This window comes from Acinetobacter sp. A1-4-2, from assembly GCF_040233925.1.
Classification (GTDB): Bacteria; Pseudomonadota; Gammaproteobacteria; order Pseudomonadales; family Moraxellaceae; genus Acinetobacter.
The window spans coordinates 901,913-919,884 of record NZ_CP157981.1; the positions used below are offsets into that span (position 1 = coordinate 901,913).

At 40.1% G+C, this 17,972-nt stretch carries 14 protein-coding genes and 1 tRNA gene; 9 read left to right on the top strand and 6 right to left on the bottom strand.

Annotation, left to right across the window (positions count from 1 at the left end; genetic code table 11):
• The first annotated feature begins 131 nt into the window (after positions 1–131).
• On the top strand, positions 132–1,736 hold the full coding sequence (locus ABJ384_RS04355) for an isocitrate lyase (protein ID WP_086196262.1): 1,605 nt from the start codon (positions 132–134) through the stop codon (positions 1,734–1,736).
• Positions 1,737–1,872: 136 nt separating this feature from the next.
• On the opposite strand, the gene ABJ384_RS04360 is transcribed toward ABJ384_RS04355, so the two are convergent.
• A complete protein-coding gene (locus ABJ384_RS04360) occupies positions 1,873–2,247 on the bottom strand; it encodes a diacylglycerol kinase (protein ID WP_166167846.1) in 375 nt (124 codons plus the stop codon).
• Between the two features lie 395 nt (positions 2,248–2,642).
• On the opposite strand from ABJ384_RS04360, the gene ABJ384_RS04365 reads away from it, so the two are divergent.
• Both ABJ384_RS04365 and ABJ384_RS04370 read left to right on the top strand, forming a co-directional pair.
• Positions 2,643–5,738 (top strand): multidrug efflux RND transporter permease subunit, encoded by a 3,096-nt coding sequence (locus ABJ384_RS04365; protein WP_349929061.1) that lies wholly within the window; start codon positions 2,643–2,645, stop codon positions 5,736–5,738.
• Positions 5,739–5,978: 240 nt separating this feature from the next.
• The gene (locus tag ABJ384_RS04370) at positions 5,979–6,560 is read left to right on the top strand and encodes a DUF4112 domain-containing protein (protein ID WP_349929062.1); all 582 of its coding nucleotides are present in this window, start codon (positions 5,979–5,981) and stop codon (positions 6,558–6,560) included.
• 168 nt (positions 6,561–6,728) lie between these two features.
• Here the strand turns inward: ABJ384_RS04370 and htpX are convergent, their stop codons facing one another.
• The gene (gene htpX, locus ABJ384_RS04375) at positions 6,729–7,634 is read right to left on the bottom strand and encodes a protease HtpX (protein WP_166167439.1); all 906 of its coding nucleotides are present in this window, start codon (positions 7,632–7,634) and stop codon (positions 6,729–6,731) included.
• A 135-nt stretch (positions 7,635–7,769) separates the two neighbouring features.
• On the bottom strand, positions 7,770–8,636 hold the full coding sequence (locus ABJ384_RS04380; protein ID WP_349929063.1) for a lytic transglycosylase domain-containing protein: 867 nt from the start codon (positions 8,634–8,636) through the stop codon (positions 7,770–7,772).
• A 499-nt stretch (positions 8,637–9,135) separates the two neighbouring features.
• On the opposite strand from ABJ384_RS04380, the gene ttcA reads away from it, so the two are divergent.
• Positions 9,136–10,056, top strand: a complete 921-nt coding sequence (gene ttcA, locus ABJ384_RS04385; RefSeq protein WP_200222925.1) for a tRNA 2-thiocytidine(32) synthetase TtcA — start codon at positions 9,136–9,138, stop codon at positions 10,054–10,056.
• A gap of 225 nt (positions 10,057–10,281) precedes the next feature.
• Positions 10,282–10,665 (top strand): SCP2 sterol-binding domain-containing protein, encoded by a 384-nt coding sequence (locus ABJ384_RS04390; RefSeq protein WP_086196256.1) that lies wholly within the window; start codon positions 10,282–10,284, stop codon positions 10,663–10,665.
• Positions 10,666–10,761: 96 nt separating this feature from the next.
• Here the strand turns inward: ABJ384_RS04390 and ABJ384_RS04395 are convergent, their stop codons facing one another.
• Positions 10,762–11,871, bottom strand: coding sequence for a transglycosylase SLT domain-containing protein (locus tag ABJ384_RS04395; protein ID WP_349929065.1), 1,110 nt, complete (start codon positions 11,869–11,871; stop codon positions 10,762–10,764).
• A gap of 363 nt (positions 11,872–12,234) precedes the next feature.
• Between ABJ384_RS04395 and greB the strand changes: the two genes are divergently transcribed.
• The 4 genes from greB to ABJ384_RS04415 all read left to right on the top strand — a co-directional run bounded on the left by greB (position 12,235) and on the right by ABJ384_RS04415 (position 15,519).
• Positions 12,235–12,729, top strand: coding sequence for a transcription elongation factor GreB (greB, locus tag ABJ384_RS04400; RefSeq protein WP_349929067.1), 495 nt, complete (start codon positions 12,235–12,237; stop codon positions 12,727–12,729).
• A 90-nt stretch (positions 12,730–12,819) separates the two neighbouring features.
• Positions 12,820–12,909: transfer RNA gene (locus ABJ384_RS04405), tRNA-Ser, on the top strand.
• Positions 12,910–13,160: 251 nt separating this feature from the next.
• Complete coding sequence (locus tag ABJ384_RS04410; RefSeq protein ID WP_349929069.1) at positions 13,161–15,131, top strand: ATP-binding protein; 1,971 nt, start codon at positions 13,161–13,163, stop codon at positions 15,129–15,131.
• 13 nt (positions 15,132–15,144) lie between these two features.
• A complete protein-coding gene (locus ABJ384_RS04415) occupies positions 15,145–15,519 on the top strand; it encodes a hypothetical protein (RefSeq protein ID WP_279735514.1) in 375 nt (124 codons plus the stop codon).
• A gap of 88 nt (positions 15,520–15,607) precedes the next feature.
• Here the strand turns inward: ABJ384_RS04415 and ABJ384_RS04420 are convergent, their stop codons facing one another.
• Entirely contained in the window at positions 15,608–16,615 is a 1,008-nt protein-coding gene (locus ABJ384_RS04420) for a hypothetical protein (RefSeq protein WP_349929071.1), read from the bottom strand.
• A 31-nt stretch (positions 16,616–16,646) separates the two neighbouring features.
• Positions 16,647–17,927, bottom strand: coding sequence for an inovirus-type Gp2 protein (locus ABJ384_RS04425; RefSeq protein ID WP_349929073.1), 1,281 nt, complete (start codon positions 17,925–17,927; stop codon positions 16,647–16,649).
• Positions 17,928–17,972: the final 45 nt, after the last annotated feature.

Below are 17,972 nucleotides of genomic sequence, written 5' to 3' on the forward strand. Positions count from 1 at the left end.
TATTGGATTAATTTTTTAACTCAATCTAATCTGTGTTCATCTTAACGAAGCGCTCTAAATCTGAACAAATAATATGAGTGTGATTTTAGCCTTCGCTTGATGAAATCCTAATATTATTACAGGAAAATATCATGACTACATACCAAACAGCGATTGATGCAATCCGCGAATTAAAAGCGAAATTCGGCAACACTTGGGCAGACATCAGTGCTGAAGACGCTGCACGTATGCAAATGCAAAACCGTTTCAAAACTGGTTTAGACATTGCTAAATATACAGCTGCGATTATGCGTCGTGATATGGCTGCTTATGATGCTGACTCTAGCAAATATACTCAATCATTAGGTTGCTGGCACGGTTTCATCGCACAACAAAAAATGATTGCGAACAAAAAATACTTCGGTACGACTGAACGCCGTTATATCTACCTTTCTGGCTGGATGGTTGCAGCTCTTCGTTCAGAATTCGGTCCACTTCCTGACCAATCTATGCACGAAAAAACTTCTGTTCCTGCATTGATCGAAGAAATCTATACATTCTTACGTCAAGCTGACGCGAAAGAATTAAACGATTTGTTCCGTGCACTTAAAAAAGCACAAGACGCTGGTGACACTGCTAAAGCTGCTGAAATCACTGCTCAAATCGACGGTTTCCAAACTCACGTTGTGCCAATTATTGCGGACATCGATGCTGGTTTCGGTAACGAAGAAGCGACTTACTTACTTGCTAAGAAAATGATCGAAGCGGGTGCTTGTGCACTACAAATCGAAAACCAGGTTTCTGATGCGAAACAATGTGGTCACCAAGCTGGTAAAGTAACAGTTCCACACGAAGACTTCATCGCGAAAATCCACGCACTTCGCTATGCATTCTTAGAAATGGGTCTTGACGACGGTATCATCGTTGCACGTACTGACTCTGAAGGCGCTGACTTGACTCAAAAAATCCCAGTGGTTAAAGAGCCAGGCGACATCGCTTCTCAATACATCAGCTACTTAGACACAACTGAAATTGACATTTCAGAAGCGCAAGAAGACGAAATCCTGATCAAACGTGATGGTAAACTTCACCGTCCTAAACGTTTAGCATCTGGTTTGTACCAGTTCCGCGAAGGCACTCAAATCGACCGCGTTGTACTTGACTGTGTAACTAGCCTACAAAACGGTGCTGACCTGCTTTGGATCGAAACTGCAACTCCAAACGTTGACGAAATCGCTCACATGGTGAACCGTGTTAAAGAAGTTGTTCCAAATGCGAAACTTGTTTATAACAACTCACCATCGTTCAACTGGACTTTAAACTTCCGTCAACAAGCTTATGACCGTTGGGTTGCTGAAGGTAAAGACGTTTCTGCTTACGACCGTGCTAAATTAATGAGCGCTGAGTACGATGCTACTGAATTAGCTGCTGAAGCTGACGAAAAAGTTCGTACATTCCAGGCAGATGCTTCTCGTGAAGCAGGTGTGTTCCACCACTTGATTACACTTCCGACTTACCACACAGCTGCTCTTTCTACTCACGAGCTTGCACAAGGTTACTTCGGTTCTGAAGGTATGTTGGCTTATGTTGCTGGCGTACAACGTAAAGAAATCCGCGGTACCATCGCTTGTGTGAAACACCAAGCAATGGCGGGTTCTGACATCGGTGACGACCACAAAGAAATCTTCGCTGGTGACAATGCACTTAAAGCTGGTGATGACTCTAAAAACACTATGAACCAATTCTCTGCTCACTAAGCACTGAACTGATTCAAAAAACCCGGCACAAGCCGGGTTTTTTTATGTCTTAAAGAAAGTTTAGAATGAGATATAAAAAAAGCACCTGATAAAAGGTGCTTTTTGAAAATTGATAAAGATGAAAGCCGTAAAATGATTACTTGATTAAAATAATCAGCCAGACAAAGAAGATGATGCCAAGGGCTACAAACTGTGCAGCACTGCCCATGTCTTTGGCATTTTTTGAAAGTGGATGTTTGTCCAAAGAAATACGATCGACCACGGCTTCAATCGCTGAATTCAATAATTCCACAATCAAAGCCAGTAAGCAGACAGCAACCATGAGCGCCTGTTCAACCGCGGTCACATCAAGAAAAAAACTGCCCGGAATGAGTACGACATTGATCAGGACGATTTGACGAAAAGCGGCTTCATGGATAAATGCAGACTTAAAACCAGCAAGAGAATACTGGGTTGCATTCAATACACGCTTAACACCGGTTTTGCCTTTAAAAGGGGAATAAGAGTTCATTGCACTTAAATATTCAATAATTTGCACCATCCTATTCGATTTTGCTTAATTAAAAATTAATTCAATAAACCCAATTAAAATATTCCGGTTCTTTATCATTGCTGCCCCCCTTTTTAAGTTTCTTCCCTATAGTGAAGTATAATCAACTGAACAAAGACATCGATTGTAATAAAAAACTGTAAAAATAGGGGACATAAGCAAGATTGGCAAGAAGTCATCATTGAATAAAAATTCCTTCACATTTTCTCCTTATTTAAGGCAAAGTCTTATTTTTCTGTTAAATATGATTGGCTTTTATAGTTTTGTCATTGATGATCAATATCAGATCAATCATTTTAGTTATTCAATGATCGAGTTGAATTTTTTATCCCTTAGCACTTAAGTGACCAGGATATATGCTGTCTAGATTTTTTATTCATCGACCGATTTTTGCAGGTGTTTTAGCCATTATCTTGATGGCTTTTGGGGTTTTTGCAACGCTGAATTTACCGGTAGAGCGCTTTCCTGACATCGCCCCGCCACGGATTAGCGTCAGTGCCAGCTACAATGGTGCTTCAGCAGAAACGGTGGAAGAAAGTGTCACTCAGGTGCTGGAACAGCAAATTAAAGGCATTGATCATCTGCTGTATTTTAGTTCCAGCAGTGATTCATCCGGACGCAGCCGCATTAACATCAGTTTTGAAAATGGCACTGATCCCGATACTGCACAAGTCCAGGTACAAAATGCCATTAATGGCGTGCTGAACCGTTTACCGGATGAAGTGCAACGTCAGGGAGTGAATGTATTCAAGTCACTGGGTGACACGCACATGGTCATTGGCTTATATGATGCTTTGGGAAAAAGTGACAGCATTGCCTTATCCGACTACATGCAGACCCACCTGGAAGAAGATCTGGCACGTATAGATGGTGTGGGGGAGGTTGATGTCTTTGGTTCGCAATATGCCATGCGCATCTGGCTAAACCCGTTAAAATTAAAACAATACAATTTAATGCCGAGTGATATCCGCGCCGCTATTGAAGCGCAAAATACCCAGGTTGCAGCAGGGGCGGTGGGTGATTTACCGACAGTAGCAGACCAGTATTTAAATGCCAAAGTCACTTCAGGTTCTCGTTTAAAAACAGTGCCAGAATTTGAAAATATCATTGTCAAATCTGCGCGTGATGGCAGCTTTATCTATTTAAAAGATGTCGCCCGAATTGAACTGGGGGCAGAAAATTATCAATCCATGAATACCATCAACGGCTTTCCTTCTGCCGGGATGGGTATTTCGCTGGCTTCCGGTGCCAATGCCCTGGCGACTTCAGCACTGATTCAGGCTGAAGTGGAGCAGATTTCGAACCAGCTTCCTGAAGGCTATAAGCTGGTTTATCCGCGTGATAATACGCCATTTGTCAAAGAATCCATTAAAGAAGTGGTGAAAACCCTAGTGGAGGCCGTGTTGCTGGTGATTGTGGTGATGTTCCTGTTCCTGCAAAACTGGCGCGCGACGCTGATTCCGGCAATTACCGTACCAGTGGTCCTGCTGGGCACGATGGCGATATTGTATGTGTTTGGTTTAAGTATCAATACATTAACCCTGTTTGCCTTGGTTTTGGCGATCGGGCTGCTGGTCGATGATGCGATTGTGGTGGTAGAAAATATTGAGCGGCTGATGCATGAGAAAAACCTGACGGCTCAGCAGGCATCACTTGAATCCATGCAGGAAATTAGTGGGGCATTGGTGGGGATCACGCTGGTACTGACAGCGGTGTTTATTCCGATGGCCTTTTTTGGTGGTTCAACCGGGGTAATTTACCGCCAGTTTTCCATTACTTTAGTTGTCGCTATGGCTTTATCTCTGGTTGTTGCGCTCATTTTAACTCCAGCTTTATGTGCCCTGATTTTAAAGCCTAATCCACAGCCTGCCCAGTGGGCGCTCTGGTTTAACCAAAAGCTGGATGGCTTAAAACGGCGCTATCTTCAATTATCTACCTTAACCCTGCAATATAAAGCCATTTGTTTGCTGCTGTTTGCTGCACTGATCAGTGTTTTTGCCTTGTTTTATCGGGCCTTGCCGACCAGTTTTATTCCTAGTGAAGATCAGGGCATTCTCAATGTGCAGTTTAAGCTGGCAGATGGTGCACCGATGTCGAAAAGTACCGAAATTGGTGAGCAGATTAGACAGTATTTTTTGCAAAATGAAAAACAGAATGTAAATCTGGTGATGGTGCGTTATGGTCGTAATATGGCGGGAACGGGACAAAATCTGGGTCAGGGTTTTATTGCCTTAAAACCCTGGGATGAACGTTCAGGCAAAGAAAATTCAGCCCAAGCGATTCGGGAACGCGCCTTAAAGCATTTTAAAAAGAATCCGAATGCACAGATTAATGTGACGATGCCGGCTTCGGTCAGTGGTTTAGGCCAGACTGACGGGCTGGATTTCTGGATTCGTGATATCAATGGTCAAGGTCGTGCCTATCTGGATAGCCAGTTTAAGCAATTGCAGCAGCAGGCAAAACAATACAGCAGTTTTGAAAATCTGGATAAGCGTTCAAATCCTGATAAAGCCGGTTTGAAGGTCAATATTGACCAGAAACTGGCGATGGCCAATGGACTGTCACAAACCGCCATTAACAGTACCTTGTCGAGTGCATGGGGCGGCAGCTATATCAATGATTTTATTGATCGCGGCCGGATTAAACGGGTGATGATGCAGGGCGATGCCGAATTCCGTTCTAAACCTGAAGACCTGCAATACTGGTATGTGCGCAATGACTTGAACCAGATGGTGTCTTTTAGCAATTTTGCCACGGTCAGCTGGAGTGGCGGGCCAGATGTGGTAAACCGTTATATGGGCTATACCGCCCTACAAATGGAAGCGGATACTGCCAAGGATGTCAGCTCGGGTGTGGCAATGGGGGATGTTGAGCAACTGGTGGCACAGCACCCGGGGATAGACGTGGCATGGAGCGGTTTGTCCTATGAAGAAAAACAGTCCAGTAATCAGGCTTTATTTCTGTATGTGCTGTCAATCGGCTTTATTTTCCTGTGTCTGGCAGCACTGTATGAAAGCTGGTCTATTCCTACGGCAGTATTAACTGCCATTCCTTTGGGGATTGGCGGCAATATCCTGTTCAGTTATTTTGCCGGTTTTCCAAACGACATTTATTTCCAGATTGCCTTACTCACCACAATGGGTTTGTCCTGTAAAAATGCCATTTTAATTGTCGAGTTTGCTTCACTTGCCGAGCAGCAAGGTCGCAGTGTGATTGAGGCTGCACTGGCAGGGGCCAGTCTGCGTTTACGCCCGATTCTGATGACTTCTCTGGCCTTTGGTGCAGGGGTAATTCCGCTGGTATTTGCCTTTGGTGCGGGTGCTGTCAGCCGTCAGGAAATTGGGGTGAGTGTGTTGGGTGGGGTAATTTTTGCCACCGTTTTGGTGCTGATTTTTATTCCCTTTATGTATGTGCTGATTCGTACGCTGTTGAAAACCAAAACCCAAGTATAAGCTGAATTCAATTCAACCACTCAATAGGCTCCTTTTGCTGCAAGTCTATTGAGTGTTTCGGTAGATGGTCTAGGGTGAATCGGCAGTTGATATACCTTATTAATGCTTTAGCCCATCCCGCATATGAGGGATGGGCTATTGTGCTTCACTCACCTGGCTTCATTACATCATTACACTTCAAGCCGCGTAGATATACTGTAATCTCAAGTCGTTAGATCAATTATTTCTCTGGAACAGGCAATGTCTGAACAAGCAAAACTCAGCCAGCAAGAAGTCATACGTTTGGAACGGGATTTGGCCAAGTTCGCCAATATGATGGATTCGGTGGTACGGATTCCATTCACCAAACAAGGTGTCGGGGCAGATGCTGCCTTAAGTACCATTCCTGTGGCTGGCGATGTTGCCGGTTTTGCATTGACCTGTTATGCCATCTATAAGGCCAAGCAAATTGGTGTACCGCAAAACAAGCTGACTCCAGTGCTGAGATTGGCCATGATGGATGCTGTGGTTGGTTTTATTCCCGTTGCTGGAACGATTTTTGACGTTTTTATTCGTCCTAGTCGCAAAGCCTTAACCATTGTGCATGATCATATTCGTGAGGAATATCAGATTCGTAGTGAGTCACATGTCACCCATCCCTTTTTGCATGAACGTCTGGAACAGAAGCAGCAGTCTTCTGTATTTTGGCGTAACCCTGTCGTGGCCTGGATCTGGCTGCATCTTCCTGATTTACTGGGCGTTGTTTTTATCATTTTATTAATTATGGCCATGTGGCTGGGACTTGGCTGGTTATGGCAATGGTGGCAATCACTGAATATTTAAGGTCATGCAAGATCAATCAATCGATGATTTTGCTCTCGATATCGTGTGTATGAGTGGTGTGCATAATTGATTTCAATGACCGTCTATTAGCGGATTTAGTCACAAAAAAGCCTCCATCGTGGAGGCTTTTTATATCCCGTCTATCTAAGCAGATTCAGTCTAAACAGATTATGGGCAATTCAACTGTTGTAATGCAGCCACACGTTGTTCAATACTAGGGTGGGTCTGGAACAAGGCGGCCAAGCTGAAACCCTGTTCTTTGCCTTCTGCAATAGAGAAAGCTTTCATTTCTTTCGGCATTTGATCTGGCAATTCTGATTCTGCCTGTAAACGCAGTAATGCAGAAATCATCGCCTGTTTACCGGCTAAACGTGCACCCGCTTCATCAGCACGGTATTCACGGTGACGAGAGAACCACATGACAATCGCTGAGGCCAGAATACCAAACACGATATCCAGTACCATGGTAATGGCAAAATAAGCCAGGCCTGGTGCTTCACCATCTTCGCGACCAAATACATTACGGTCAATAAAGTCACCGACCACACGTGCAAAGAACATGACAAAGGCGTTGACTACACCTTGAATCAAGGCAAGCGTGACCATATCACCATTGGCAACGTGACCAATTTCGTGCGCAAGCACCGCACGAAGTTCGTCTTTATTCATGCGTTCGAGCAAGCCTGTTGAAACGGCAACCAATGCATCGTTTTTATTCCAGCCTGTAGCGAAAGCATTCGACTGATAAGATGGGAAAATACCCACTTCTGGCATGTTAATGCCGGCACGTTGCGATAATTGCGCAATTTCTTGTAATAACCATGCTTCAGCCTGGTTACGCGGAGCATTGGGGTCGATCAACTCTGTCCCGGTAGATTTTTTTGCCATCCATTTCGACATAAACAACGAAATGAGAGAGCCAACCATACCAAAGACAAAACAGATGACCATCAGGTTGCCTAGATTTAAGCCACCCGCGCCATGGTAACTACCGACACCGAAGAGTGACAAGATAATGCCAGCTACTACCAGTACCGCGAGGTTGGTTAGCAAGAACAAACCAATCCGCATCATTGGGAAAATCCTCTTATAATAAAAAAATAATCTGATTTATAAATCAAAAATCATCTTTCTAAATATGAGGTGTAAGTCTTAAAAATTCAAGAAAAAATTAATAAAACTCTATAATGCTACAGTTTCTAAAACAATTTAATTGTCAGCAATTGAAATTCTTGCGGAAGCCGTCGCATGGGCCGTGGCATACGAGCCGGGGGCATCGGTGAAACTGCCATCGGATGCCATGATAATTTGACGTTGTGAACTATAACGACGGGCTGCATGTGATGAAGCGGATTTATCATTGTTGGACTGGGCAACAATTTTGCCGGTATCGGAAGCAGATTTTGTTGAGTTCGAACTATGACCCAAGCCATTGGCATATAAGTTGCTGAAACGGCTGCTTACACGTCTGACATAGTCCTGGGTTTCTCTGAAAGGGGGAATGCCGCCGTATTTGGCGACATTGCCTTCACCTGCATTGTAACTAGCCAGAACCAGTGAGGTATTGCCATTAAAGCGTTTCATTAACCAGGATAAATATTTTGCTCCACCCATAATATTTTGATAGGGATCAAAGGCATTTGAAACATTAAAACGTCTTGCCGTCGCAGGCATAAGCTGCATCAGGCCCTGGGCACCGACAGGTGAGCGTGCATTGACATTAAAGCCTGATTCAGTATGCATGACTGCTTTAATCAGACCTTCAGATATGCCATGTTGAGACGCGGCCTGTTTAATAATGGAATCGAAAGCATTTTTATTGCGGCTATAACTCGGCAGTACCGAAGCTTCGGATGAACCCCAGTTACTATAACTATGGATATTGCTGTCTGGATAATACGTTTTTTTCTCGACTTTGAGATGGTTGTAACGATTTTTCTTGTTGGTGAGCAAGGTCGTACCATTCGAATCTTTTAATTGATAAATGGTCTGGCCGGCATGACTGGTCGTTGCAACAGATTGAACTGCTACACACCCCAAAAAATAAAGTCCAATTTTTACAAAGTTATTTTTCATTTTTATAAATAGAAAACATGTGTTCCAAACAGTACAAGTGGAGTTTAACAAAAAAAAACAAGATGGAAAGTATTACTCCATTAATTTTACCAATAGTTTGTAAAAATCAAGTACCGTTTGTTGAGATAGTAATCAAAAAAAATATTAATTTTTTTTTAATCAGGATAACTTGACACATATAAATAGTTGATTTTAATTAACATTTAAATTGATCAAAAAATGATCAATTTAAATAGAAGCCTTAAATAACAGGTCTGACACCTTGTCAAGTGTTTTAAAATCCACAAAGTTATCCACAGGTTTTGTGGACAACTGTGGAAAAGTACAAATGGCAAGCATTGTGGCTAAAACTTGAACTCATCAGGTCAAAATAAACGTGAGAGTTTTAGATGAAAAGGGTAGTAATAAACAATTTGCAGAAATTACATTCTTTTGGTGCGTGTTCAGACTGAATCGGATAAAATTGCGCGGTATTTTTATTTATGGGTAAATCTCGTCTATGTACTCGCCAGTTGAGTCCGAACAAGGATTTAATTTCAAACCAGAACTGCCCACTAGTTCGGCATATTACCGTTTGTTGAAAAAGCTTCGCCGTCAAGTCGGTCATGCCATTCGTGATTTTAAAATGATCGAAGATGGCGACAAGGTAATGGTCTGTATTTCTGGGGGTAAAGACAGTTATACCTTGCTGGATATTTTGTTGCAATTTAAACGCATTGCACCGATCAACTTTGATGTGGTTGCAGTCAACCTGGATCAAAAGCAGCCGGGTTTCCCTGAAGATGTCTTGCCCCGTTATTTAGAGGAAAATAAAATTCCTTATTATATTCTGGAAAAAGACACTTATAGTATTACCAAAAAACTGACGCCTGAAGGTAAAACCTATTGTGCAGTGTGTTCACGTCTACGTCGTGGTTCATTGTATGGCTTTGCGCAGGAAATTGGTGCGACCAAAGTCGCTTTGGGTCATCACCGTGATGACATTATGGCAACTTTCTTCTTGAACCTGTTCCATGGTGGCAGCTTAAAGGCCATGCCACCGAAACTGTTGTCATCTGACAAGAAAAATATCCTGATTCGTCCGCTGGCTTATGTGGAAGAAAAAGACATCATCAAATATGCAGAAATGCGCCAGTTCCCGATTATTCCTTGTAACTTGTGTGGTTCACAGGAAAATTTACAGCGTGCCATGATTAATGACATGCTGCGTGAATGGGATAAGCAGTATCCAAAACGTTTACACAGTATTTTTGGTGCTATGCAGAATGTATCGCCTTCACAATTGGCTGACCGTGAACTGTTTGACTTTGAAGCTTTAGATGCACAGCGTGAAATTGATTTCACTGGCAGCTGTTCAACTGAAGAAGAAGGGCAAAACAAACGGATCAATATGGTTAATTTAGGTTTTGTTGCGGACTAAGCGCATTTTTAGACACCAATTTTAGCATTGGTGTCTAATTTATATAACTTTATATATCTGATTTATTTAATAAATATATTAAAAACTTAAAAATTGAACGCATCGTACAAAAAACGTTAAGCAGAAAACAATTTTACATGCTATAACAAGCTTCAAGCAAAATAGCTTCACAAAGATGTTGTCTGGATAGGCGACACAAATGCACAAATAAATTGAGGAAAGATCATGCCTGCCTTTTTAACTGATGATTGGTTTTCAACTGTAGAAACATTAACTGCGCAAGCTGGTGATTTAAACTTGCCACCTGCACTTGCAAATTTAGCCATCAACCTGGTGGTGTCTGATGCTCAAGGCAATACAGAATTGTCTCTTGATGGTGGTGCAATCAAAAAAGGTCTATCTTCAAATGCGAAAACCACGTTGAACATGGATGGGGAAACTCTGCGTAAAGTGTTCCTTGAATTTGATATGGCTGCTGCAATGCAAGCCTTCATGACTGGTAAAATCAAAGTTCAAGGTGATATGTCACAATTGATGGCTTTACAAACAGCCAAGCCAAGCCAAGAGCAAAAAGATTTATTCAAAAAAGTGCTTGAGCAAACAGTTTAAGGGCTTTTTGCTTCAGAACTATCGCTTAACTTATTTTAAGCACAAAAAAGCTTACCCTAGGGTAAGCTTTTTTTATCTGGAAGATATTAAAAAATATTAAATATTTACTAACTCTGAAGTTTTAATATGTTCTAAATACGCACGAATCCGGGTTACATATTGTACCGCTTGACGGTAACGGCCATTGCTGGCCTTGTTACGCTCTAAATAACTATATAAGTTAACCCAGTTGTTCGGATTTTTATCTTGAGCCTGAATGCGGTTTTGAATCTGCTCGACTGCCCCCGGCCCCATATTATAGGCAACCAGCGCGTACCAGTTACGGTCAGGCAAAGGAACATCTGAAAATCGACTTAACATCTGGTCGTAATATTTCGCACCGCCTTCAATACTTTGTGCCGGATCGGTTCGGTTACTGACCCCCATGGCTTTGGCAGTGCTATTGGTCAGCATCATCAATCCGCGAACACCAGTAGGGGAAACGGAATTCGGTTTTAAATACGATTCCTGATAACCAATTGCTGCCAGCAAATGCCAATCTAAATCATATTTTGCTGCGGTATTTTTAAAGCTGGCTTTATAAATCGGCATGCGCTGATTTAAGTCACGTTGGATACTATCCCATGAATGTTCTTGTACCACATTCTGATTATAGAACGATGCCAATTGGCGAATTGCACCAGACTGTTTGCCCTGACAGACAAAGCCACTTGCAGTTTGGGCAAGTGGATCATTTGCATGTTTAAAGACCCAGTTTAGGCTGGTATTTAGACCATTCTGTTGCAGGCTGCTTATATCACCACAGGTTGCTGAAAAAGAGGTTAAACGCTTTTGTTCAATTTCACTGATATTTGCAGTGGTCATGGCAAAGTTGGCTTTACCTTGTGAAACCCATTTCAGTGCTGTGGCATTATCAGGTACAGTTTTAAACACCAACTTGACATTCAAGCTGTTGGCATAGTTACGTGCCAGGTCATAACCAAAACCATGCTGGTGCGAGCCATCTTTAAATACTGTAGTTGGGTTTTCAACTGAAACCACGGTGAGCTGTTTACCGCTGACCACAGCATCGTACTGGAATGACTTACTTGCATTGATACTATGGAATGGAAATAACACTGTGCTAAATGCAAGAATTTTTAACGAGAGAGAAGAAGTTAAAGGTTTAAGGCAAAGCCTCGCCCCAGAAGTTGAACTACTGTGCATGTTGTCTCCGCTACAAGTAATTTATGCCCTAAAAGCAAAGGCAAACAGGCCTCAGACTTTTACAAGTTTGATAAATTCAATAAGGGTTGGGCAGTCATGACGTCATTCAAAATGACATAGGATTAAAAGGAGAATCATGTAGAATTTCTACATAGATTAAAAAGTAAGCAAACTAAAAACATGGGCGCATAATAAGGCTGAAAAATATACTTGTCAAATTTTGTACGAAAATTTTTAGAAAAATGTAGCATAACAAATTAATTTTATTGAAGAATTAATTTTATAAACTTTAGTTATGTGTAAATACGGGATAGAATAGCTCATTCTTGTAAAGAAATTGTAAGCAAAACTTCAAAAAACATCATGAAATCTAACTTAATTACACGTGCTGGACATGACAAATTAGTCGCAGAATTACAACACTTGTGGCACGAAGAGCGACCAGAAATTACCCGGAAAGTGAACTGGGCAGCGAGTCTAGGCGATAGATCGGAAAACGCGGATTACCAATACAACAAGCAAATTTTACGCAAGATTGACCGTCGTGTCCGTTACTTGGGCAAGCGTTTAGAAGAGCTCAAAATTATTGATTTTTCACCTGAGCAAGACGGCAAAGTATATTTTGGTGCTTGGGTGGATATTGAAAACGAGGACGGTGAGCAAAAAACCTTGCGCATCGTTGGTGTAGATGAAATTTATGATCATCATCCACAGCATATTTCCATTGATTCACCCATGGCACGGGCTTTACTGGGCAAGCAGGTAGATGATGAAGTAAAGGTGCTGACGCCATCGGGTGAAAAACTCTGGTATGTGAATGAAATTCGTTATGAAAAGCCTGAAAATTCAGCAGATTAACAAATTTTGTTTTTATTTTAAGCGGTTGGTAAGAAAAATATAGAAAAGTATTTGCCAAGATGGGATTTTATTTATATTATAGCCGCCATTGGAAGCGTGGCAGAGCGGTTTAATGCACCGGTCTTGAAAACCGACGAGGGTGTGAGTCCTCCGTGAGTTCGAATCTCACCGCTTCCGCCAAATTTTGAATTAAGCCCTTGTATTTGCAAGGGCTTTTTTCTTGTCTGTGGTTTTACCCCACAACCTACCCCTCATCAAATTTTGGATGTAAAAAGTATTAATCGGATGATTTTGGATGGGATGGGAAATAGGTTTAAAAAACAATAATAATTCTAAACTCTTTTTAAGATTTTTTATTTCATAACTAAGTATATTGAAAAAGAATATTTTATACTCGAATTTCTAAAATTTAGACCATCATTTGAAATTTTATGAACTATGCTCATTCAGTACAATTAACAATACAAAATGACCTTATTAGTAAGCTTGGTAAAACGAGTCTTGTTGATGCATTGATTGAGTTAATTTGGAATGCATTAGATGCTGATGCTTTAAATGTCAGAGTGGTTTTTGAAGATAATGGTTTAGACTCATTGAACTCAATAAAAATTATTGATGATGGTGTTGGTATTCATTTTTCAGAAGCAAAAAATATTTTTAAAAATTTAGGTGGGTCTAAAAAGAAAAATAAACTTAAAAGTGATGTATATGGCCGTTTTTTACATGGAAAAGAAGGCAAAGGCCGTCTCAAAGCATTTTCTTTAGGTGCAACAGTAAATTGGTCAATTACATACAAAGATGAAAGTTTAGATAAATTATTTACCTACAAAGTAGCCATGCATTTAAATAACCCATCTGATGTAAAGATTTCAGATCCTGTGGAATCAGATGAAAATTTAAAGTCAGGTGTTATTCTTGAAGCTTATGATGTACCTAAAAAAATAAGAAAATTGAACGACTCAGCAAAGACTAAAATTTTGGAAACATTTGCATTTTATCTTTACGATTATAAAAATATAAACTTAGAAATTGATGGTGAAAAAATAGATCCTAAAAAAATAATCTTGGCTGTAACCCCTTTCAACCTTGATTTTATTAATTACGAAGGAAAAGATTATTCATCTACTTTGAGACTTACAGAATGGGTAAGTTCAAAACAAACGACTTCAACATATTTAAGCTGTAATCATGGTATTCCATATCTAAAGTTAGATATGGGGTGGAATTATCCAAATAAAAAATATACCGCTTATATTGAAAGTGAAGCCATTATAGAAATGGTCAATATGCATGGTTTGGATTTTGCCCCTTCCAATGCATCAGTTCAAAAAAATTTAGGCTTAGCAAAAGAAATAATAAAAGGGCACTTTAGAGCCCAAGAAGCTGAAAAAGCAGCCACATTAGTAGAACAGTGGAAAGAAGAAAATATTTATCCATATCCTTCTGAAACAACAAATATTGTTGAGCAGGTGGAAAGGCAAGTATTTGACATAGTAGCTTCTACGGTATCTCATAATATTGATAAATTTGAAAAAACTAGTAAAGAGAATCGAAAATTTCAGTTTAGATTATTGAAACAGGCTCTGGAAACGAATCCTAATAGTCTTCAAACTATTATTAATGAGGTTTTGAATCTTAAGCCTGAGGAACAAGATGATCTGGCTGAATTGCTTAGAGATGTATCACTCTCATCAATTATTAGTGCATCTAAAGTTGTAACGGATCGATTGAAATTTATTAATGGCCTTGAAAGTATAATTAATTCAAAAGACGGAAAGAAGAATTTAAAGGAAAGGACGCAATTGCACCGTATGTTAGCGGAAAATTGTTGGGTTTTTGGCGAGGAGTTTTTTATTTCCGTTGATGATCAGTCACTCACAGAATGTTTAAAGCAACATTCAAAATTGCTAAGTAAAGATGTTGATATTTTAGAGGCTGTTGAACATCCGACAAAAGAAAGGGGCATAGTTGATCTTATGCTTTCTAAAACAACACGAAATAATAAACCAAATACAGCCCATCACTTAATTATTGAGCTGAAACGTCCAAGAGTAAAAATCGGGCGAGATGAAATTTCTCAAATCCAAGATTATGCTGATGCTATAAGGCTAGACTCAAGGTTTAGTAAAACAAAAGCTAAATGGACCTTTATCGCTATTAGTTTAGATAGAGATATGAAATTAGATTCCCGTTATATTGACCTTGAGAATGGTGTTATTGCAGAGAAAGATAATTATATTATTTTAGTCAAAACATGGGCTGAAATTTTTGATGAATGTAAAGCTAAACTTCAATTTTTCCAAGAAAGGCTTAAATACAAAGCAAAGGCAATTGATGGGGTTGAACATTTACAAAAACATTTTCCAAAATATGTAGAAGGCGCTACAACTACAATTCAGTGAAGGGGAGTTAGAATTGGGACAAGCAAAACAAAGAGGTTCTTTAGAAGAGAGAATCGCACAGGCACAGCAAGAAATCCTTGAAGGTGAGAAGGTTACTATTGAAGAGGCTAAAAGACGCTTAGAGTTACCTAATAGTGCTGAGTTTATAGGTTATGTCATTCACTTATACGATCAAGATGAATTTGTAGGTAAAGTTGAAGAAACTGCATTATCGATTAACCGAGTTTATGTAAAAATACCTGATTTAGCGCAAATTTACGAAACGGCTGAAGATGCAGTGAATGAGGCCTTAAAAATCGATAAATATCGATTACTTGTCTGTATGCTATTTGAAGTTAATAACAAGCATATGATTCATGATGTTTGGGCTAATTTTGATGATGAATAACTAAATACTGTTTTTAGATGATTATTCAAAGTAGCCTATAAAAGTAGGCTACTTTGAATTTGAGTGCTTTTCCGATTATGGATGACAACTAAACATTGCCTGTGTATTCTTTCCAAACATAAGTAATACCATTGCCCTTATAACGATAAAAACCAAGTGGCTCATGTACGCGTTCAATCAGTTGTAGCCATGCCTTTTGAACAATGCCTTGCCCATCATAACAATGGGTGTGTTTGGGTTCTGGAAAAATCCCTTGAAGCTGATAATCAGAGCAAGTTAATTCCCATTGTTCTTTGAGCAACGGTAAATAATCGATTTCATCGCCGAGGATGTAAATGAATGCTTGTACTGTTAGCTTATGATCCAGTCCTTTGACGATCCGCCATTGAATATCAGAAAGTATACCGCTGAGCTGTTTAGCCCCATGTAGCCACTGGAAGTATTTCCTCAGTACTTTGACTGAATCTTTCTCTGCTTCTTCCTGTGTCTGGTAATGAGGCGGGTCAGTCTGCGTAATCAATGGTAACTCTAAGAAAATGCAATTGGCTTGGTCTTGAGTTTGCATCACGCGTCTGAAGACGGTTTTCTGTTCATTACGAAGTTTTTGCACTTGTGCTTCATATTTATTCGCTTGGAGCTTTGCTTTAGCGACGTATAACTGACCACGAAAAAAATCAAAGTTATTTTCAAATATATAGTTTGGAACAGGCTGCGGTGAGGTCACCACACCAATATTTTGCAGTGAAAATTGATGAAAGGCTTTTAAGTGAGGATGGGGTTCAAAACCTTCAAATAGATCAATGAAATGAGCAAATAGCAGTGCTTGCTGAAGTGCCCAAGCAAATAGTGGGTTCATAGCAGGGTATGGGCACGCTGCTGTTGGTTTAGCATAGACTTTAATTTTGTCTTGTTCTAACTGCTTCGTGACGTTGATCACACCGAGTGCGGCTTGACTAAATAGAATATCACCAAAAGCAGGGCGAGCTATTGTGACATTTGAAGTAAAGCAACCATTTCCACTTGGATAAACATTTGGTGGTGTTTGAGTATGATTAACAAATAAAGGCTGTGCGTTTGGTACAAATACGTTATTCATGTTGAAAATCTCTGTAATAGGGTTAAATAGATCAATAATGCTTGGTCAGGTTCGGACGACCCATTCGGTCACGTAAATGAGGTGAAACGCCAGTATTTAGTGTTTTGACACGTTCTAGGCTGCTATGTAAGACGTACTGTTCAAACTTGGCAAAGTAGTGAATCACCTTTACGATGTTGTCGTATTTGGTCTGATCAGCACGATTTATTACGCCTAAAGCATCGTATTTGTACTTCTTGCGATTTTTACTGGTATTGCAGTTAAAATAGCTATGCTTACCATCAATTTGCTTATCCCACATTTCACCAATCATCCGACCTAAGCTAATGTCTTCACGATGCTTGCTACCACAAAAAAAGAAAAATCCATGAACATGCAACGCCTGATCTACGCCTTGCTCAAGCTTCCAAACGTAGCCTTTTAAAAGCATAGATTTACTGCGACGTAGTTTCTGTAAAATCGTATGGAAATGCGCTACGATTTCTTTATGGGTTAGGTGCTTCTTATCTGCGGGTAGATAAAAGTCAACACGAATACCCAATAAACGTGAGTATTTTTTACGTAGTTTATCGATGTATATAAGGACATTCTTTTCACGCCTTCTCGCCATTTTTCGACGGTCATTCACCTGTTGTACAAATTTTGGATCTTTTAAGCCTTTAAAAATTCCTTCAATAATAGAATTACTAATCACAGCTACAGACTTTTCATGATCTGTCTGTATTCCATTTGCATCTATTACATTGAGTGGAAAATTCGGAAACTTAACTAAATCAAATAAAATATATGGATCATTTGGAATTACTTGATTGAACGTTGCTGTTACTAAACCAAACTCTTCACACTTCAATTGCATTGGTGTATTTAACTTTTTTGTCGCTAATAAAAAACTTTGACTTAATTCAGATAGTTCGGGATAAACCAACTCCCAATGATCTGGAACTAAGTCCTTTTGCTTAGACTGAATCCAACGATAAAGATAAGTTGCTCGTTGTTTTTTAATTTCATTGCATAAGAGAATGGCATATATGCATGAAACAATTTGCGGGTCTAACTGTTGTTTAAACAGCAGGTTATTTGTCAGTAAGTTTCGTAATTCAGCATTGTTGTCTACATTAGTTGAGTAAGCATGGTCTTGCTCAACATTGATCCCAACCTCATCAACTTGTTTCGATAATGCTTCTTCGGTCTCAACTTCAACCTCAGTTGATGGCTCCAGCTCTTCTGGAGGAGGTACTGTTTGCATGGGCTCAAGTTTACGCGCCACTTCAAAGAAGTTAGGTGGTAAATGATCCATTTCTATAAAGCTCATAGATATAGCTCCAATCTGTAATAAAATACATATTGCTGCCATCTA